A 17,023-nucleotide genomic window follows, 5' to 3' on the forward strand; every position below is an offset into this window, starting at 1 on the left:
AGTTAATTCATTACTTTTTGCAATCTCCCATTGGCTGTCGGGGATCTTTTCAGACCCCCGGCAGCTCAATGGAGGTATCCATACCGCCCGAACCGGCTCTGATTCCGACGGCTTTGGAACAAAGTATATCTTGAAATATTTCTACCAGCCCCACGGTGCCTTCCAAAACAACTCCGTGTGTCCTGCTTCTCTGGGAAGCCGAAGTCCTGAACGCTTCCAAATGCATTTGCAAAAAAAACGTACAACTGTCTGTAAACAATTTCTTTTCATAATCTGCAGAGGTGAAGCCTCCCGTCCGGCATTGCGCCCAACGGGAGGCGTTGATTACGTTACCCAAGCACTCTACGGAGAGGACTAGCGAGGTTTGCCAGGAATTCCTTGCGTGTTGTGCCCCCATTCTCTCGGGCGTCGTTGCCGGGAAGAAGCGGTGCGGCAGACGAAGCATCGGCTGTAACGTACTCGTAGTACATGTCCGGCTTCTGCATCACCAGGTAGATGACGCTGACGTCATCGGTGTCCACGAGACGGGCGTCCGGGAAGTCCTTTTTCACCCGTTCCAGGGACTTCTTTGCCAGGGCCAGCATGTCCTTGCGTTCGCCAAAGTTCATGGTGCCCGTGGGGCAGGTCTTCACACAAACCGGCACCAGTCCGGCAAGCTGGCGGTCTATGCACATGTCGCACTTGGTGAGCATGCCCGTACCGCTGTTGTAGCGGGGGATGTTGTAGGGGCAGGCTTCCACTATTTCCTTGCTCTGTTCCGCACTGAGCAGCTTGCACAGGTTGGTGTAGAGCACGGCTCCGGTTTCCTCTTCATGCACCACGGCGCCGGGCAGCATGCTGTCGGCCACGTCCTTGCAGGGCGGGGCCACACAGTGGCGGCACTGGTCCGGGAAGAAGAGCCACTCCACCTTGCCGTTGATGCGGTGCTCGCTGAAGCGCACCAGCTTGTAGGTAAAGGGGTTGAGGTCGGGCGGGTTCTGATGGGTCCCCCGCTGCTTCGTCTTTGTCGCGGGCAGGTCGTGCCATTCCTTGCAGGCAACCTGACAACCGCGGCAGGCCGTACATCTCGAAGTATCGACAAAAAACGCTTTCGCCATTGTTTTACTCCTTACGGAAAACCGCGGTTATTCGATTTCCGTTAACTTTTCAGCCTTGTGCACGTTCACCAGACAGGCCTTGAATTCAGGAATGGCCGTGTTCGGGTCGCCCACGGACGGTGTCAGCCGGTTGGTGCAGTCGCCCGCACCGCGCGAGGTCCAGCCGTAGCAGAACGGCATGCCGACCTGGTGCACGGTGTTGCCGCGGATCTTGAACGGCGTCATGCGCACCGTGACCATGGCAATGGCTTCCACCCTGGCGCGGATGCTTTCCACCACCACGGGGTCGCCGTTGGCAATGCCCTTTTCCTTGGCAAGTTCCGGGCTCATCTCCACATAAAGCTGCGGTTCGGCTTCCATCAGGTGCGGTGTGTTCCGGGTTTCGCCGCCGCCGCACCAGTGTTCCGTAAGGCTGTAGGTGGTCAGCACGATGGGGAAACGTTCGTCCGCAGGTTCGGCCAGTTTGTCCATGTCGCTGTGCACCACCTTGTAGCAGGGGCTGCTCAGCTGCCCGGAGAAGGGATGCCGCTTGATGGGCGTTTCCACGGGTTCATAGTGTTCGGGGAAAGGTCCGTCCTGACGGCCCGGTCCGAACAGATGGCCATAGCCTTCCTTCTGCATGATGAACGGATTGCGGCCCTTGCCGGTTGCCATGGGAGGCCAGCCGCCATCGGGCACGTCGCCGACCCACTTGCCGCCCTGCCAGGCGATAACCGCCTTTTGCGGGTTGTAGGGCTTGCCGTTCATGTCCACGGAAGCGCGGTTGTACAGGATGCGCCTGTTAACAGGCCAGGCCCAGGAATAGTTGGGAAACAGGTTGATCTTGGCCTGCATGGGCGTCTGCGACAGGTCGCGGCGCTTTGCCAGGTTGCCGCCCTCTTCGGTATATCCGCCGCAATACAGCCAGTTCATGCTTGCGGTGGCACCGTCGTCCGACAAATACACAAAGGACGGAACCTGCTGGCCCTTCTTGTAGGTCTTGCCCTTTATGGTGACGTCCTTGGTAAAGAACCCGTTGACCCTGCGGGCAACCGCTTCCGCGTCATAGCTCTGGGGCCAGTCCAGGCTCAGAATCGGCTCGGGAAAGGTACCGTTTTCCTTGGTGTAAAGACGGCGTACATGGTTGAGCATGTCCACGTAGACGGCTCCCATGCTCCGGCTTTGTCCCATGGGTTCGCAGGCCTTGTGGTGCCACAGCTGCCAGCGGCCGCTGTTGGTGATGCTGCCTTCTTTTTCCGCACGCTGGGCGCACGGCAGCAGAAAGACCTCGGTCTTCATCTGCGTGGCATCCACACCGGGCCGGTGCCAGTTGTCGGTTGTTTCCGTATGGTTGATTTCGCCCATGACCAGCCAGTCCAGCTGGTCCATGGCCTTTCTGACCTTGTTGCCGTTGGGCGCGCTCTGCGCCGGGTTGGTGGCAAAGATGAATCCGCCGTGAACCTTGCCCCGGTACATGCGATCGAACAGGAAGATGTAGGAGTAGTCTTCCCCGTCGTCCGCCTTGGGCACAAGGCTGTACCCGTATCCGTTCGCGGCCGTGGCCTTGTCGCCCCGCCAGGACTTGAGCAGGCTGGTGAAATACTTGGGAGTATTCTGCCACCAGTTGGCGCTGTCCGGAGTGTGGGATACCGGCGTGTTGGCCTTGAGGTATTCATCATAGCTCTGCCAGCGCGACTTGGGCACGGACATGTAGCCGGGCAGGATGTGCCACAGGATGCTGTGGTCCGTGGAACCCTGCACGTTGGGTTCGCCGCGCAGTGCGTTGATGCCGCCGCCTGCCACACCGATGTTGCCCAGCAGCAGCTGGAGCATGGCGCTGGTGCGGATGTTCTGCACACCCACGGTATGCTGGGTCCAGCCCAGAGCGTACATGATGGTCCCGGCCTTGTCCGGCTTGCCCGTGGCAGTAAAGGCCTTCCACACCCGGAGCAGATCGTCCTTGGACACCCCCGTGGTTTCGGACACCTTGGACAGGGAATAGCGCGAGTAGTGCTTTTTCATCAGCTGAAAAACACAGCGCGAATCCTTGAGCGACTCGTCCCGTTTGGGCGCGCCATTTTCGTCCATTTCAAAGGCCCATTTGCTCTTGTCGTAGGTACGGGTCTTCTTGTCGTATCCGGAAAAAAGCCCGTTGCTGAACTTGTAGTCCTTGCCCACAATAAGCGCGGCATTGGTGTACTTGACCACGTATTCCTTGAAATACAGGTCGTTATCAACAATATAGTTGATCATGCCGCCCAAGAAGGCGATGTCCGAACCGGACCGGATGGGCACATGAAAATCGCTTCGGGCCGAGGTACGCGAGAACTTGGGGTCCACGTGCATGACGGTGGCGCCCTTGTCCTTGGCTCTCAGAACCCACTTGAAGGAAATGGGATGGTGCTCGGCGGCGTTGCTGCCCATGATGAGAATACAGTCGGAGTTTTCAATGTCGCACCAGTGGTTGGTCATGGCGCCGCGGCCGAACGATTCGCCCAGCGCAGCCACGGTGGAGCTGTGGCAGACACGGGCCTGGTGGTCGAAATGGACAAGCCCCAGACCACGTACGCCCTGGTGGACGATGGCGCATTCCTCGTTATCCATCTGCGAAGAGCCGAGATGAAAGATGGATTCCACGCGGTTGACTTCCTGCCCCTTGGCGTTGGTCCGTATAAAGTCCCGGTCGCGGGTTTCCTTCACCCGCTGGGCGATGCGGTTGAGCATCCAGTCCCAGTCCTTTTCTTCCCATTTGGTGCTGTACGGAGCCCGGTACAACGGCTTTTGCAGGCGGTGGTCACTGTTGTGCATGGTCAACATGGCCGCGCCCTTGGCACAGAGTGCGCCTTCGCTTACCGGATAATCGGGATCACCTTCCGTACTCACTATTTTCCCATTCCTCACATGGGCGATGAAATTACAGCTGACCGCACAGAAGGGGCAGACCGAAATGACTTCCTGCGCTCCTTCTATCTTGAGCCCGGCGGCATGAGCCGAAACAGGGGTAAGATTGAGCCCCATCTGGCTCAAGGTAAGGCCCGCCGCACCAATGCCGGCAAGCTTCATAAACCCGCGCCGCGATACGTTCATGGCAGCCTCCTACGTCGTTTGCAGACCAGCGGTCTGCTAACCACTGATCCGGAGTTATATCGATGCTGCCACTGAGCTCCTTTTTTTGATAAAAATCAATAATTTGAACTGGTTAAGTTTAACACATACATAATTGTTTATTTAAATATATGCTTAAATTAAGCAAATGAATTCCCGCATGGGCTCACGATCCGCCATTGCAAAAGTGGCCGGAATGCAATTTTCCCGACTTCTCAAAAAAATTTTTCCGCCCGAAATTTGCATGATAAAAATTGGGCACAAGTTTAGTCCCCCGCATTCTCCGCTTTATGAATGCAAAAAAGCGGGAAAAAGCCGGAAAGAACACAAAGGCTCCCCGAATCCCCAACCGCTGATATCCCTCCCGGATGCAAAACATCCGGGAGGGAGGTCATACGGTGGTTATCCGATCACTCGACGGACAGGCTTGGCAAGGTTTGCCAGGAACTCCTTGCGCGTTACCCCATTGTTGTTGCCGGGCAAAAGCGGCGCGGCAGCAGAGGCATCGGCCATCACGTACTTGTAGTACATGTCCGGCTTCTGGGTAACGAGGTAGATGACGCTGACGTCATCGGTGTCCACGAGCCTGGCATCGGGGAAGTCCTTCTTGACCCTTGCCAGGGATTTCTCAGCCAAGGCCAGCATGTCTTCGCGTTCGCCGAAGTTCATGGTTCCTGTTGGACAGGTTTTGACGCAAATCGGAACCATTCCGGCGAGTTGGCGATCAATACACATGTCGCACTTGGTGAGCATGCCCGTGCCACTGTTGTAGCGCGGGATGTTGTAGGGACAGGCGTCTATAATGTCCTTACAATCCGCCTTGGAAAGCAGCTTGCACAGGTCGGTATAGAGCACGGCTCCGCTTTCCTCTTCGTGCACGATGGCGCCGTTCAGTATGCTGTCGGCCACGTCCTTGCAGGGCGGGGCCACGCAATGGCGGCACTGGTCCGGGAAGAAGAGCCATTCCACCTTGCCATTGATGCGGTGCTCACTGAAGCGCACCAGCTTGTAGGTAAAGGGATTGAGATCCGGCGGGTTCTGATGGGAACCGCGCTGCCGGGTCTTTGTCGCGGGCAGGTCGTGCCATTCCTTGCAGGCAACCTGGCAACCGCGGCAAGCCGTACATCTCGATGTATCGACAAAGAATGCTTTCGGCATTGTTCTACTCCTTACGGAAAATCCGCGGTTATTCTATTTCCGTGAGCCGGGTGGCCTTGTGTACGTTCACAAGGCAGGCCTTGTACTCCGGAATAGTCGTGTTCGGGTCGCCTACAGCCGGCGTAAGCCGGTTGGTGCAGTCGCCCGCGCCGCGGGTCGTCCAGCCGAAGCAGAACGGCATGCCGATCTCATGCACGGTTTCGCCCTTGATCTTGAACGGCGTCATGCGCACCGTGACCATGGCAATGGCCTCGACGCGTCCACGCATGCTTTCCACCACCACGGCATCACCATTGGCAATGCCCTTTTCCTTGGCCAGTTCCGGACTCATCTCCACATAGAGCTGAGGTTCGGCTTCCAGCAGGTGCGGTGTATTTCGTGTGTCGCCGCCGCCGCACCAATGTTCGGTGAGGCAATACGTGGTAAGGACGATGGGGAAACGCTTGTCCGCAGGCTCGGCCAACTTGTCCAGATCGCTGAATACCCGCTTGTAGCACGGGCTGCTCAACTGCCTGGAGAAGGGATGCCGCTTGATGGGCGTTTCCACGGGTTCGTAGTGTTCCGGGAAAGGACCGTCGGGACGGCCAGGGCCGAACAGATGGCCGTGGCCTTCCTGCTGCATGATGAACGGGTAGCGCCCCTTGCCCGTGGCATTGGGCGGCCAGCCGCCGTCGGGCACGTCGCCCACCCATTTGGTACCGTTCCAGGCGATGACCGCCTTTTGCGGAGCATAGGGCTTGCCGTTGAGATCAACCGAGGCACGGTTGTACAGAATGCGTCTGTTAACCGGCCAGCACCACGAGAAGTTCGGGTACAGGTTGATCTTGGCCTGCATGGGAGTCTGGGACAGGTCGCGCTTCTTGGCCTTGCAGCCGCCTTCCTCGGTATAGCCGCCACAGTACAGCCAGTTCAGGCTGACCGTGGAACCGTCGTCGGCCAGGGAGCCGAAGGACGGAACCTGCTGCCCCTTCTTGTAGGTCTTGCCCTTGATCGTGACGTCCTTGGTAAAGAAGCCGTTGATCTTTTTGGCAACGGAATCCGGCTCGTAGTATTCGGGCCAGTCCAGACTCAGGAGCGGCTCGGGGAAGGTGCCGTTTTCCTTGGTGTAGAGCCTGCGCACGTGGTTGATGATGTCCACGTACATAGCGCCCATGCTGCGGCTTTCGCCCATGGGTTCGCAGGCCTTGTAGTGCCACAGCTGCCAGCGGCCGCTGTTGGTGATGCTGCCTTCTTTTTCCGCGCGTTGGGCCGAAGGCAGCAGGAAGACCTCGGTCTTCATCTGCGTGGGATCCACGCCGGGGCGGTGCCAGTTTTCCGATGTTTCGGTGTGGTGGATTTCGCCCACCACCAGCCAGTCCAGATTATCGAGCGCCTTTCTGGCCTTGTTGCCGTTGGGCACGCTCTGGGCCGGGTTGGTGCCGAAGGTGAAACCGCCGTGCACCTCGCCGCGGTACATGCGGTCGAACAGGAAGATGTAGGAGTAGTCTTCTCCGTCGTCCGCCTTGGGCAGGAGGTTGTAACCGAAGCCGTTGTCCGCCGTGGCCTTGTCGCCGCGCCAGCCCTTGAGCAGGCTTGCGAAGTACTTGGGCTTGTTCTGCCACCAGTTGGCGCTTTGCGGATCGTGGCTTACCGGCGTGGTCGCCTTCACATAATCCTCGTAGCTCTGCCAGCTCGCCTTGGGCATGGGCAGGTAGCCGGGGAGGATGTGCCACAGGATGCAGTGGTCCGTGGACCCCTGCACGTTGGGCTCGCCGCGCAGGGCGTTGATGCCGCCGCCTGCCACACCTATGTTGCCCAGCAGCAGCTGAACAATGGCACTGGAACGGATGTTCTGCACACCCACGGTATGCTGGGTCCAGCCCAGGGCATACATGACCGTGCCGGACTTGTCGGGCTTGCCGGTAGCGGCAAACGCCTTCCAGACCTTCAGCAGGTTGTCCTTGGAAACGCCCGTGGTTTCGGACACCTTGGACAAGCTGTAGCGGGAGTAGTGCTTCTTGAGCAGCTGGAGTACGCAACGGGAGTGCTTGAACGATTCATCACGCTTGGGCACGCCGTTTTCGTCCAGTTCAAAGGCCCACTTTTTCTTATCGTAGGACCGGGTCTTTTCGTCGTATCCGGCGAAGAGGCCATTGCTGAACTTGAAGTCCTTGCCCACAATAAAGGCCGAGTTGGTGTATTTGGCGACGTATTCCTTGAAGTACAGATCGTTTTCAAGGATGTAGTTGATCATGCCGCCGAGGAAGGCGATATCCGTACCCGAACGAAGGGGCACATGAAAATCGCTTCGGGCCGAGGTACGCGAGAACTTGGGGTCCACGTGCATGACGGTGGCGCCCTTGTCCTTGGCTCTCAGAACCCATTTGAAGGAGATGGGATGGTGCTCGGCAGCGTTACTGCCCATTATGAGGATGCAATCGGCATTCTCGATGTCGCACCAGTGGTTGGTCATCGCGCCGCGTCCGAACGACTCTGCCAGAGCCGCAACTGTAGCGCTGTGTCAGATACGTGCCTGGTGATCGAAATGCACCAAGCCGAGACCGCGCACGCCCTGGTGGACAAGCGCGCATTCTTCGTTATCCATCTGGGAGGTGCCCAGATGAAAGATGGATTCCACGCGGTTGACTTCCTGCCCCTTGGCGTTGAAGCGCTTGAAATCCTCGTCACGCGTGTCTTTGACGCGCCGGGCGATGCGGTCCAGCACCCAGTCCCAGCTCTTTTCTTCCCATTTCGTGCTGTAGGGCGCACGATACAGGGGCTTGTCGACACGGTGATGGCTGTTGTGCATGGACAACATTGCCGCACCCTTGGCGCAAAGCGCGCCTTCGCTCACCGGATAGTCGGGGTCGCCTTCGGTGCTCACGATTTTGCCGTTCTTTACGTGAGCAATGAAGTGACAGCTGACCGCACAGAAAGGACAAATGGAAATGACTTCCTTGGCCCCTTCGATTTTCAGCCCGGCAGCGTATGCCGTGGCCGGAGTCAGGTCGAGCCCCAACTGGCCCAGGGTGAGGCCCGCCGTCCCAATGCCGGCAAGCTTCATAAACCCGCGCCGTGATACGTTCATGGCAGCCTCCTACGTCGTTTGCGGGCCAGCGGCTGAAGGCCGCACGACCCGAATATTATATCTATGATGACATAAGACGCGTAGGGTACAAAAAAGTCAACTCGCCAAAAGTTGCTTAATAAAACACATATACATTTTTCCGACGTTTCCGCCGCCCATACCACCTCCGGTTTGCATCTCTGCCGCTTCACAATCAAAGAAACTGCTCCTTTTTCGGATGTTCTTTGACCCTGCCCGGATAGTCTTATCTCCATTTGCCCACTAGTAATTGATTCCGAAGATCATTTTCAATGACTCATTGGATTCAGGCTCGTCGGCATGCGCCGCCAGCCGCGTTCAAGACTTTTCAAGGGACAATGCACATGAAAAAAACCTTCGCCTCCATGGTCCTGGTCGCCCTGCTTTGGGCCACGCCAGCCCTGGCTCACTCCCTGTTCATGACCATCAGCGACAACTCCGACGGAACCATTACCGTGGAAGGCATGTATTCCACGGGCGCAACCGCAGCCTTTACCGAAGTACGGCTGGAGGACGCCCAGGGCAACGTGCTTTTCAAGGGAAAAACCGACGAATTCGGTGAATTGATCGTGAACAAGCAACCCAAGCCCTACACGGTCATCCTCGACGCCGGCCCCGGACACGTGGCCAGCGAGAAAGGCCCCCAATAACCACCAACCCTCTGTTGTTCAGGAGCAAAACAATGCGAAAAATACTCTTTGCCCTGGCCCTCGCCGTATCGCTTTTGACTGCCGGTACGGCCTCGGCCCACATGTTCTGGATCAATCTGGTTGAAGCCACCAACCATCCTCCGGGACACGTAATGGCGGGCCTCAGCTTTGGCCACGCCCTGCCCATGGACGACTTTCTCGTCGGCAAGGACGGCTCCATCCACATTGCGCAATATGATGTGGTAACCCCGGAGCAAAAAAAACTTCCTCTGGGGCTGCCTGACGAAACCTACCGGCCCGCAGAAAAGAAAGACGGATTGGAAGTAAGCCGGGGCGACCTGGCCCTGCGCAAAATAGAAATGACCAAGGACTCCGCTCCGGGTACCTACCAGGTGGAAGCCACGTCCAAGCCTTTCTTCTTTACCGTGTACCTCGACGAGAAAGGCAAGCAGCGCATGGCCCCCAAACCCATCGACGCAATCAAGGGCGTAAGCAAAGTCATCTCGTCCTTCAAGTACGTGTCCTACGCCAAAAGCTTCTTTTCCATGGACAAATGGACCAAGCCGCAGCCTCTGGGGCACGACCTGGAAATCATCCCCCTGGACAACCTCTCGGATGTCCACGTGGGCGACCTGATACGCTTCCAGGTGACCTACATGGGCAAGCCCGTAAACGTCACCCCCAACGCCATCCGCAGCATGAGCTGCACCAGCAATACCTTTGGCGGACCGGACAAATTCTATCTGGGAACGTACATTTATAACGGCATAGCCCAGTTCCGCATGCCCACGCCGGGGCAGTGGGTAGCCAACGTGCTCTATTCCCAAGATGTAGAAAAAGATCCCACGCTGTCCGACCTCAAGGGCAAATGCCATACTGTCTACACAGGCAGCACCATAGGATTCAACGTCAAACCATAGAACAACCTCGCCTTATCCCAGCGGGACCGGCGAAATGCCGGTCCCGAAAACCAAGCTCGACCATTCAAGCCCGGCCATTCAAGGCCAACCATAATCCTTAAGGAGTATTCAATGAAAGCCCGCAGCGCTCTGGCGGGACTGGCGCTACTGCTCGTGCTTGCGACGCCAGGTCCGTCCTTTTCCCATGACCATGCAGTCAATTCCACCGACCAGACCTACACTCTGGAGACCATCACCGTAAGCGCCGACAAACGCACGGAAAACATCCAGGACGTCCCGGCCAGCATTTCGACTATGAACAGCGAACAGATGGAAACCTACGGCATCGACTCGTCCAAGGACATTTTCACCCGCACTCCCAACATACATGTGGTGCAACTCGGTCCCAAAGCCACCTCCACAAGCTTCGCCAGCATGAGGGGAATTTCCAGCTACATGACCGGAAACCCGGCCATCGGATTTTATGTGGACGACGTCTACTATCCAGGGTTCGAGATCAACCTCTTCGACATCGAACGCTACGAGGTGTTGCGCGGTCCGCAGGGCACCCTGTACGGACGCAACACGGAAGCGGGCGTGGTCAACATCATTACGAAAAAGGCGACCAACCAGTGGACTTCCAAGATGAGCGCGGGGCTGGCCAACTACAATACGCAGAATGTGGAAGGATATGTCAGCGGGCCCCTGGTGGAGGACAAGCTTTTTGTACGCGGTGCAGCCAGCTACAAGAGCACCAACGGGTTCTTTACCAACGAATTCGACGGCGACCACGCCGTAAACGAACAGCGCGAGGCCGACGGCCGTTTCGACCTGCGCTGGCTTCCCACAGACAAGCTGGACCTGCGACTGACCACGGACATCCAGAGCTACCACGGCAACTATGCCGAATTCGCCCCGCTTGACGATATCAAGGACAATCCGCACAAGGTGGATGTGGACTGGCCGGGCAAAGCCGCAAAGGACGCACTGGGCACGGCACTGCGCGCCGAATACAAGATGCAGGGGCTGAAGCTCCTGTCCATCACCGCCCTGCGCAACGAACAGACCAGCGCCGACAACGACCTGGACTTTACCCCCATGGACCTCATGCGCCTGTACGTGGACAAGGAGGACACCCTGTTCAGCCAGGAGCTGCGGCTGCTCTCCGACAACGGCAACTCCCCTCTGGAATGGCTGGCCGGGGCCTATCTCTTTCACCAGGAAACCGACACCAAATACACATCCCATTTCGGGCAGCTCTCCGGAATGGCCGGAGACTTTCACCAGGACAGTCTGACCAAAACACTTGGCACCGCCCTGTTCGCCCAAGGAAGCTATCTCTTTTTCGACCGTCTGAAATTTACTGCCGGTTTGCGCTACGACAGGGAGGCCAAGGACTTCGACTACCAGTGGTCCGGCAGCGGCCCCTATGGCAGCGCATTCTTCAACCGCTCCGGTTCCTCGGACAAGACCTACGACGCCTGGCTGCCAAAGGCTTCCCTCAGCTACACCCTTACCGAGAACATCATGCCCTACCTCAGCGTGGCCCGCGGGTTTAAAAGCGGCGGCTTCAACATCAAGGCCGACGCTGGCAAGGCGTACGACTCGGAATTCACCTGGAGCTATGAGGCGGGCATCAAAACCGAATGGCTGGACAACAGACTCCAGGTCAACCTGGCCGCCTTTTATATCGACTGGACCGATTTGCAGGTGGAGCAGCCCAATTACCCGGACTTCACCATCGACAATGCTGGATCGGCCAAAAGCCAGGGATTTGAAGCGGAAATCAGGGCCTACCCCATTGCCGGACTGGAAATACTCGGCGGCTTTGGTCTGACACAGGCCGAATATACTGAATACGAGCGCGGCGACCTGGACATGGCAGGGAAGAAAATAGCCGGTGTTCCGGAGCTTTCCGGCCAGCTCGGTGCCACCTACCGTTTTGCCAACGGCCTCTTCATCAATGCCGACTACGTTTACACCGGATCGTCCTACTTCGACTCCCTCAACACCCGCAAGCAGGGCGGATACCAGACCGTCAACGCCAAGGTCGGCTACGAAGACGAAACCTACGAATTATGTCTGTGGGCGAAAAACCTAACCAACACCATTTATGCCACGCGCGCCTTCGCCATGAGCGACACCTGGTACGGACGCGCCGGAGATCCCCTTACCTTCGGCCTGACCGGCGGCATCCGGTTCTGACCCGTGCTCTTTCGCGGCGGCGTGCCGGAATTTCCGGCCGCCGCCGCTTTCCATTCACAGAGTACACACCATTTTCCCAAATAAGGCACACAGATAAAGCACACGATGGCGGCAGGGAGACAACATGGAGAGGGAAATGTTGGTGGGACGATTATTTTTCGATCCTATGCTTGATATTGAATCTCATATTCAATATGACTCATTTATGGAACAACAGCACTCTTTCATATCCGACTGCGCCGTAAAGAAACAAACCCAACAAAATCCGTACGAAACCCTTGCGCCCAGTGTTACGCCGAATTTTGCAATGTCTCTGACCGGCCTTGGAAAACCGCCTCAGTTTCCCCAGCTCCAATCGTCCGAGCTTTTGCCCGGTGTCGTTCTGCACAGCCTTTGCCACTGCCAGGAAGACATCCGCGAATACGCCTTCAACGTGAAGAACTCCCCTCTTTCCATCTCGTTCTGCTCCAAAGGCAGGGCCGCCATCAGCATTGCCGCAAAGCCCCGGCCCAAACACATCATGCATTCCCCGTCCACCTGCACCATATCCTACCTGCCGGAAGGCAAGGGACACTGGCTCCCGCTGACCCACGAATGCAACTTCTGCACAGTGCAGTTTGCCGAAGGAACATTTCAGGAGCTTTGGACGTCGCTGGGGGATTCCTTGTGCCCGGAACTGCGCCCCCTGTCGCAACAAAAAGCCCCGAAACCCTTTTTCCTGGCCCGTTATGCCAGCCCTGCCGTACGGATGGCCTTTCACGGCCTTACCCATTGTCCGCCGGTGCCGGGGAGTGCCAGGGAAATGTACCTGGGCTGCAAACTCGTGGAACTGCTCATGCTTCTTGCCCCGCAGGGCCCAGCCCGGAAACAGGACGAGCGTGTGATTTCACTTTCCAAGGAAGACGTCCTGCGCATCCATCAGGCCCGCGACATTCTGGAAACAAAGATTGAAGAGCCGCCGACCCTGCCCCAGCTGGCGCGCCTTTCCGGTCTCAGCGAATTCAAGCTGAAGCGGGGCTTCCGCCAGGTCTTCGCCACCACACCCTACAACCATCTGAGGACCACGCGGCTGAACAAGGCCCGGGAGTATATTGAAAACGGCGAGATGAACGTGTGCGAAGCCTGCATGGCCGTGGGCTATTCCAACCTGGGGAACTTCATAGACCTGTTCAAGAAACACTTCGGCACCACGCCCGGCGTGTTGCGAAAATCCGCGCATCTCTCCCACATGAATCCCTAGATTATCATCGCCCAGGGAGAGTGCGTCCCACAAACAAGTGCGCACTTTCATGGAGCCAGCCGCTTGCGCCGCATGCAACGTCTGCATGCCCCACCTTTGCCCCTGCTCCCCCCAGCTGATCGTAAAAAAATCCCGATTCGGACCATCTTGTTCCCTGACCGGATAGTCCTGGCCCAAACGAACGGCTAACCACCCCATTGTACACAAGAAATAGTTGCAACAACATGGGGAGCGAACAAGATGAAGAAAAGAAGAAGATATTTTGCCATTCTCCTGGCTGTATCCATTGGAGCAACACTCTGCCTGGGAGGGGTCTGCCTTGCCCACGCCAGGGAAAACGCAACGCAACAGGAAAATGCCACACAGCAGGAGAAGACGTTCCAACTGGGGGAGGTGGTGGTCACCTCGGGAAAACGCGAAACAACGGCCCAGGAAACCCCGGAGAGCATGACCGTTCTCAATGACATCGAAATCGGGGACTACGGAATCACAGACACCGAACGTATTTTCCAGATGGCATCCAACATCCATCTGATACGTACCGGCCCTCCGGCTGCCTTCGACACCTTTCCTTCGGTTCGAGGCATAACCGGATACATGGCTGGCGAACCGCCATTGGGACTGTACATCGACGACGTGTACTACCCCGGTTTCGACGTCAACCTGGTGGATATCGACCGGATTGAAGTTCTGCGAGGCCCCCAGGGTACGCTGTACGGACGCAATTCGGAAGGCGGCGTCATCAGCATCACTTCCAAGCTGCCGACAAATTTCTGGGAAACCAGCGCAGATTTGGGATACAGCAGCTACAACACCCGCACTCTGAATGCCCGCGTGAGCGGCCCGCTGGTTGAGGACAAGGCATTGATCAGCGCTGCCATGCGCTACAGAACCTCTGACGGATATTATGAAAACATCGCGTTGGGCGAGGATGATCCGGATCGCCAGGAGGACCTGGACGGCAGGTTGTCCCTGCTTCTGACTCCCACTCCGGATTGGGACATCCGAATTACGGGCGACCTGCAAAACTACAATGACCACAATGCCGAATTCCAAACCATGCAGGGCATTCAGGACGGCGACTTTGAAGTAAATGTCGATGAAGACGGTATTTCCCAAAAGGAAGCTTACGGCCTGAACCTCCGCGCCGAACATGACTTTGGCCCTTCAAAGCTGCTGTCCATTACCAGCTACCGGGATGAACAGTTCAAAAACTCCAACGACATCGACTTCACTCCCAATCCTTACAGCGTGTTGTACGTCAATAAAGACGTGGGACTCTTCAATGAAGAAATCCGATTCCTTTCGGACACCGACTCCCCATGGCGCTGGCTTGTCGGGGCAAGCGGATTTTATGAAGAAGACGAGCGCACCTACACCACATTCATGGACTATCCCAGCATGGGAGGGGCCACCACGCTGAACCAGCACGGCACAACCAAAACCACGGGAATGGCCCTGTTCGGCGAGACCGGCTATACATTTTGGGATCGGTTGGAACTCGTATTCGGCCTTCGCTACGACCACCAGCTAAAGGATTTCGACTACGACTGGTCCGGAGGCGAGAACATCGGCGTGTCCAATACCAGCGGCAAGGAAGACAAGTCCTTTGATGCCTGGCTCCCCAAGTTCTCGGCAAAATACAAGCTCACCGAAAACATTTCGCCCTACGTCACCATTGCGCGCGGCTTCAAAAGCGGCGGGTTCAACCTCAAGGCAAGCGCGGGCGAACCATACGACTCCGAGTTCACCTGGAGCTACGAGGGAGGCGTAAAAAGTTCGTGGTTTGAAAATAAGCTGGTTGTAAACCTGGCTGCCTTTTACATTGATTGGGACGACATACAGGTGGAACTGACCGACTATCCGGATTTTACCTATGTAAACGGCGGCAAAGCCACAAGCAAAGGCGTGGAACTGGAAATACAGGCGCGCCCCTTGCAGGGGCTGGAGCTGATAAGCTCCATCGGCTACACGGACGCCAAGTACGATGACTTTTACGACTACAATTCCGGCGTTGATTATTCCGGCAAATACATCCCCAATGTGCCCAAGTATACCGCGCACTTCGGCGCGACCTATCACTTCCTCAACGGGCTTTTCCTTGGGGCGGATTACAGCATGACGGGAAAAAACTATTTCTCGCAGGCAAACACCGAAGGACAATCGCATTACAATCTGCTGGGCGCGAAAATCGGCTACGAAGCAGATAACTTCAACATTTACCTGTGGGGCAAAAACCTGCTGAACACCAAATACGCCACGCGCGCCTTTGAAATGGACGGCGCCGGCTGGTACGGACGGGCGGGTGCGCCGCTCACCGTAGGCGTGCAGGTTGGTGTGAGTTTTTAGATCCCTGTTTTAAGGCGCCCCTCGGCCACTCTCCCTGCACAGCAACAGGCCCCGCGGTTTCATCGGATTCCGCGGGGCTTTCTTTTGCTCCCATATTGTAAAAAAACGTCTCTGGAAGAAAAGGAAAGGCTGACTTGCCCAATCTCTTGAAAATGATTCTCAAATACAATAGGCTCCACCCATGAAACACCGCAACCCGAATGCCGCCCCATGACCGACAAACAACCTCTTTCCCGCTTGCAACTCACTCCAAGCCTCGACCCGCATTTCGATTTTTCCCTCGAAAGTCCGGGCGTTGCCGAATCGTTCACCACCCTCAAGGGAGTGGAAATTGTAAAAGGTGTCACGTTGCACCACATCACGTATTCCCAGGAGAGCATGCACGAATACGCCTTTGTCGTAAGCCAATCTCCATTTTCCCTGGATTTTTGCTGCCAAGGGCGCGCGGCCATCAACATCCGCACGGGCCGCCGCAAAAGCACGCACATCATGCATTCCCCGTCCACATGCACCTTGTCCTACCTGCCCGAAGCCCACGGGGAATGGATTCCGCTCACCAAGGAATGCACCTTCTGCACGCTGCAGATAAACCCGCATCTGTTCACCGAGCTTTGGACTTCCGTACAAGACAACCTGCCCCCGGAGATGACCCCGCTGGCACGCCAGCAAGATCCCATGCCATTTTTCACAGGGCGCCAGGCGCCCCCTGCCGTGCACATGGCCGTGCGCGATCTGGTTTCCTGCCCACCCATGCAGGACAGCGCCCGGGAGCTGTTCCTTGGCTGCAAGATCATGGAAATCCTGCTGCTTCTCACCACCCAGCCCAGCCAGCAAAATGCCGGTGGACGCTCCCCCATTCCCCTGTCCCAAGGGGATCTCTCGCGCATCTATCAGGCCCGGGAAATTCTGGAAGATCAGCTCGATGCCCCTCCCACCCTGCCCCAACTGGCGCGCCTGACGGGCCTTAACGAATTCAAGCTGAAGCGGGGCTTCCGCCAGGTCTTCGCCACCACGCCCTACAACCACCTGAGGACCACGCGGATGAACAAGGCCAGGGAATATATAGAGAAAGGCGAGATGAACGTGTGCGAAGCCTGCATGGCCGTGGGCTATTCCAACCTGGGGAACTTCATAGACCTGTTCAAGAAGCATTTCGGCACCACGCCCGGCGGGTTGCGAAAATCCGCCTTACGCGCGGCCCGCACCTGTGAAGGCAACGCCTGAAGTACCACGGACCAAGCCCGGCCAAAAAGAAA

At 57.0% G+C, this 17,023-nt stretch carries 10 protein-coding genes; 6 read left to right on the forward strand and 4 right to left on the reverse strand.

Annotated elements, in window-relative coordinates; all coding sequences use genetic code 11:
- Positions 1 to 329: 329 nt before the first annotated feature.
- The 4 genes from ACI0FJ_RS10710 to fdnG (ACI0FJ_RS10725) all read right to left on the reverse strand — a co-directional run bounded on the left by ACI0FJ_RS10710 (position 330) and on the right by fdnG (ACI0FJ_RS10725) (position 8,406).
- Positions 330 to 1,097 (reverse strand): 4Fe-4S dicluster domain-containing protein, encoded by a 768-nt coding sequence (locus ACI0FJ_RS10710; protein ID WP_424302970.1) that lies wholly within the window; start codon positions 1,095 to 1,097, stop codon positions 330 to 332.
- A gap of 27 nt (positions 1,098 to 1,124) precedes the next feature.
- Positions 1,125 to 4,163, reverse strand: a complete 3,039-nt coding sequence (fdnG, locus tag ACI0FJ_RS10715; protein WP_424302973.1) for a formate dehydrogenase-N subunit alpha — start codon at positions 4,161 to 4,163, stop codon at positions 1,125 to 1,127.
- A gap of 420 nt (positions 4,164 to 4,583) precedes the next feature.
- Positions 4,584 to 5,339: a 4Fe-4S dicluster domain-containing protein gene (locus ACI0FJ_RS10720; RefSeq protein ID WP_424302976.1), complete on the reverse strand. Its 756-nt coding sequence runs from the start codon at positions 5,337 to 5,339 to the stop codon at positions 4,584 to 4,586.
- 28 nt (positions 5,340 to 5,367) lie between these two features.
- Positions 5,368 to 8,406: a formate dehydrogenase-N subunit alpha gene (gene fdnG / locus ACI0FJ_RS10725; RefSeq protein ID WP_424302979.1), complete on the reverse strand. Its 3,039-nt coding sequence runs from the start codon at positions 8,404 to 8,406 to the stop codon at positions 5,368 to 5,370.
- Positions 8,407 to 8,768: 362 nt separating this feature from the next.
- Between fdnG (ACI0FJ_RS10725) and ACI0FJ_RS10730 the strand changes: the two genes are divergently transcribed.
- From ACI0FJ_RS10730 to ACI0FJ_RS10755, 6 genes are all read left to right on the forward strand, one after another.
- The gene (locus tag ACI0FJ_RS10730; RefSeq protein WP_424302982.1) at positions 8,769 to 9,074 is read left to right on the forward strand and encodes a hypothetical protein; all 306 of its coding nucleotides are present in this window, start codon (positions 8,769 to 8,771) and stop codon (positions 9,072 to 9,074) included.
- Between the two features lie 32 nt (positions 9,075 to 9,106).
- On the forward strand, positions 9,107 to 9,994 hold the full coding sequence (locus ACI0FJ_RS10735) for a DUF4198 domain-containing protein (protein ID WP_424302985.1): 888 nt from the start codon (positions 9,107 to 9,109) through the stop codon (positions 9,992 to 9,994).
- Between the two features lie 111 nt (positions 9,995 to 10,105).
- The gene (locus tag ACI0FJ_RS10740; RefSeq protein WP_424302988.1) at positions 10,106 to 12,178 is read left to right on the forward strand and encodes a TonB-dependent receptor; all 2,073 of its coding nucleotides are present in this window, start codon (positions 10,106 to 10,108) and stop codon (positions 12,176 to 12,178) included.
- 307 nt (positions 12,179 to 12,485) lie between these two features.
- Entirely contained in the window at positions 12,486 to 13,418 is a 933-nt protein-coding gene (locus ACI0FJ_RS10745; protein ID WP_424302990.1) for a helix-turn-helix transcriptional regulator, read from the forward strand.
- A gap of 240 nt (positions 13,419 to 13,658) precedes the next feature.
- Entirely contained in the window at positions 13,659 to 15,767 is a 2,109-nt protein-coding gene (locus ACI0FJ_RS10750) for a TonB-dependent receptor (protein ID WP_424302992.1), read from the forward strand.
- 210 nt (positions 15,768 to 15,977) lie between these two features.
- Positions 15,978 to 16,991 carry a helix-turn-helix transcriptional regulator gene (locus ACI0FJ_RS10755; protein WP_424302995.1) on the forward strand — a complete coding sequence of 338 codons (1,014 nt, stop codon included), beginning with the start codon at positions 15,978 to 15,980 and terminating at the stop codon, positions 16,989 to 16,991.
- Positions 16,992 to 17,023 lie beyond the last annotated feature (32 nt).

This window comes from Desulfovibrio sp. 7SRBS1 (assembly GCF_049723905.1).
GTDB lineage: Bacteria > Desulfobacterota > Desulfovibrionia > Desulfovibrionales > Desulfovibrionaceae.

Excerpts from the sequence above, each read along its gene's own strand:
- ACI0FJ_RS10710 (WP_424302970.1), bottom strand. The coding sequence starts at position 1,097 with ATGGCGAAAGCGTTTTTTGTCGATACTTCGAGATGTACGGCCTGCCGC.
- fdnG (WP_424302973.1), bottom strand. The coding sequence starts at position 4,163 with ATGAACGTATCGCGGCGCGGGTTTATGAAGCTTGCCGGCATTGGTGCG.
- ACI0FJ_RS10720 (WP_424302976.1), bottom strand. The coding sequence starts at position 5,339 with ATGCCGAAAGCATTCTTTGTCGATACATCGAGATGTACGGCTTGCCGC.
- ACI0FJ_RS10730 (WP_424302982.1), top strand. The coding sequence starts at position 8,769 with ATGAAAAAAACCTTCGCCTCCATGGTCCTGGTCGCCCTGCTTTGGGCC.
- ACI0FJ_RS10735 (WP_424302985.1), top strand. The coding sequence starts at position 9,107 with ATGCGAAAAATACTCTTTGCCCTGGCCCTCGCCGTATCGCTTTTGACT.
- ACI0FJ_RS10740 (WP_424302988.1), top strand. The coding sequence starts at position 10,106 with ATGAAAGCCCGCAGCGCTCTGGCGGGACTGGCGCTACTGCTCGTGCTT.
- ACI0FJ_RS10745 (WP_424302990.1), top strand. The coding sequence starts at position 12,486 with ATGTCTCTGACCGGCCTTGGAAAACCGCCTCAGTTTCCCCAGCTCCAA.
- ACI0FJ_RS10750 (WP_424302992.1), top strand. The coding sequence starts at position 13,659 with ATGAAGAAAAGAAGAAGATATTTTGCCATTCTCCTGGCTGTATCCATT.
- ACI0FJ_RS10755 (WP_424302995.1), top strand. The coding sequence starts at position 15,978 with ATGACCGACAAACAACCTCTTTCCCGCTTGCAACTCACTCCAAGCCTC.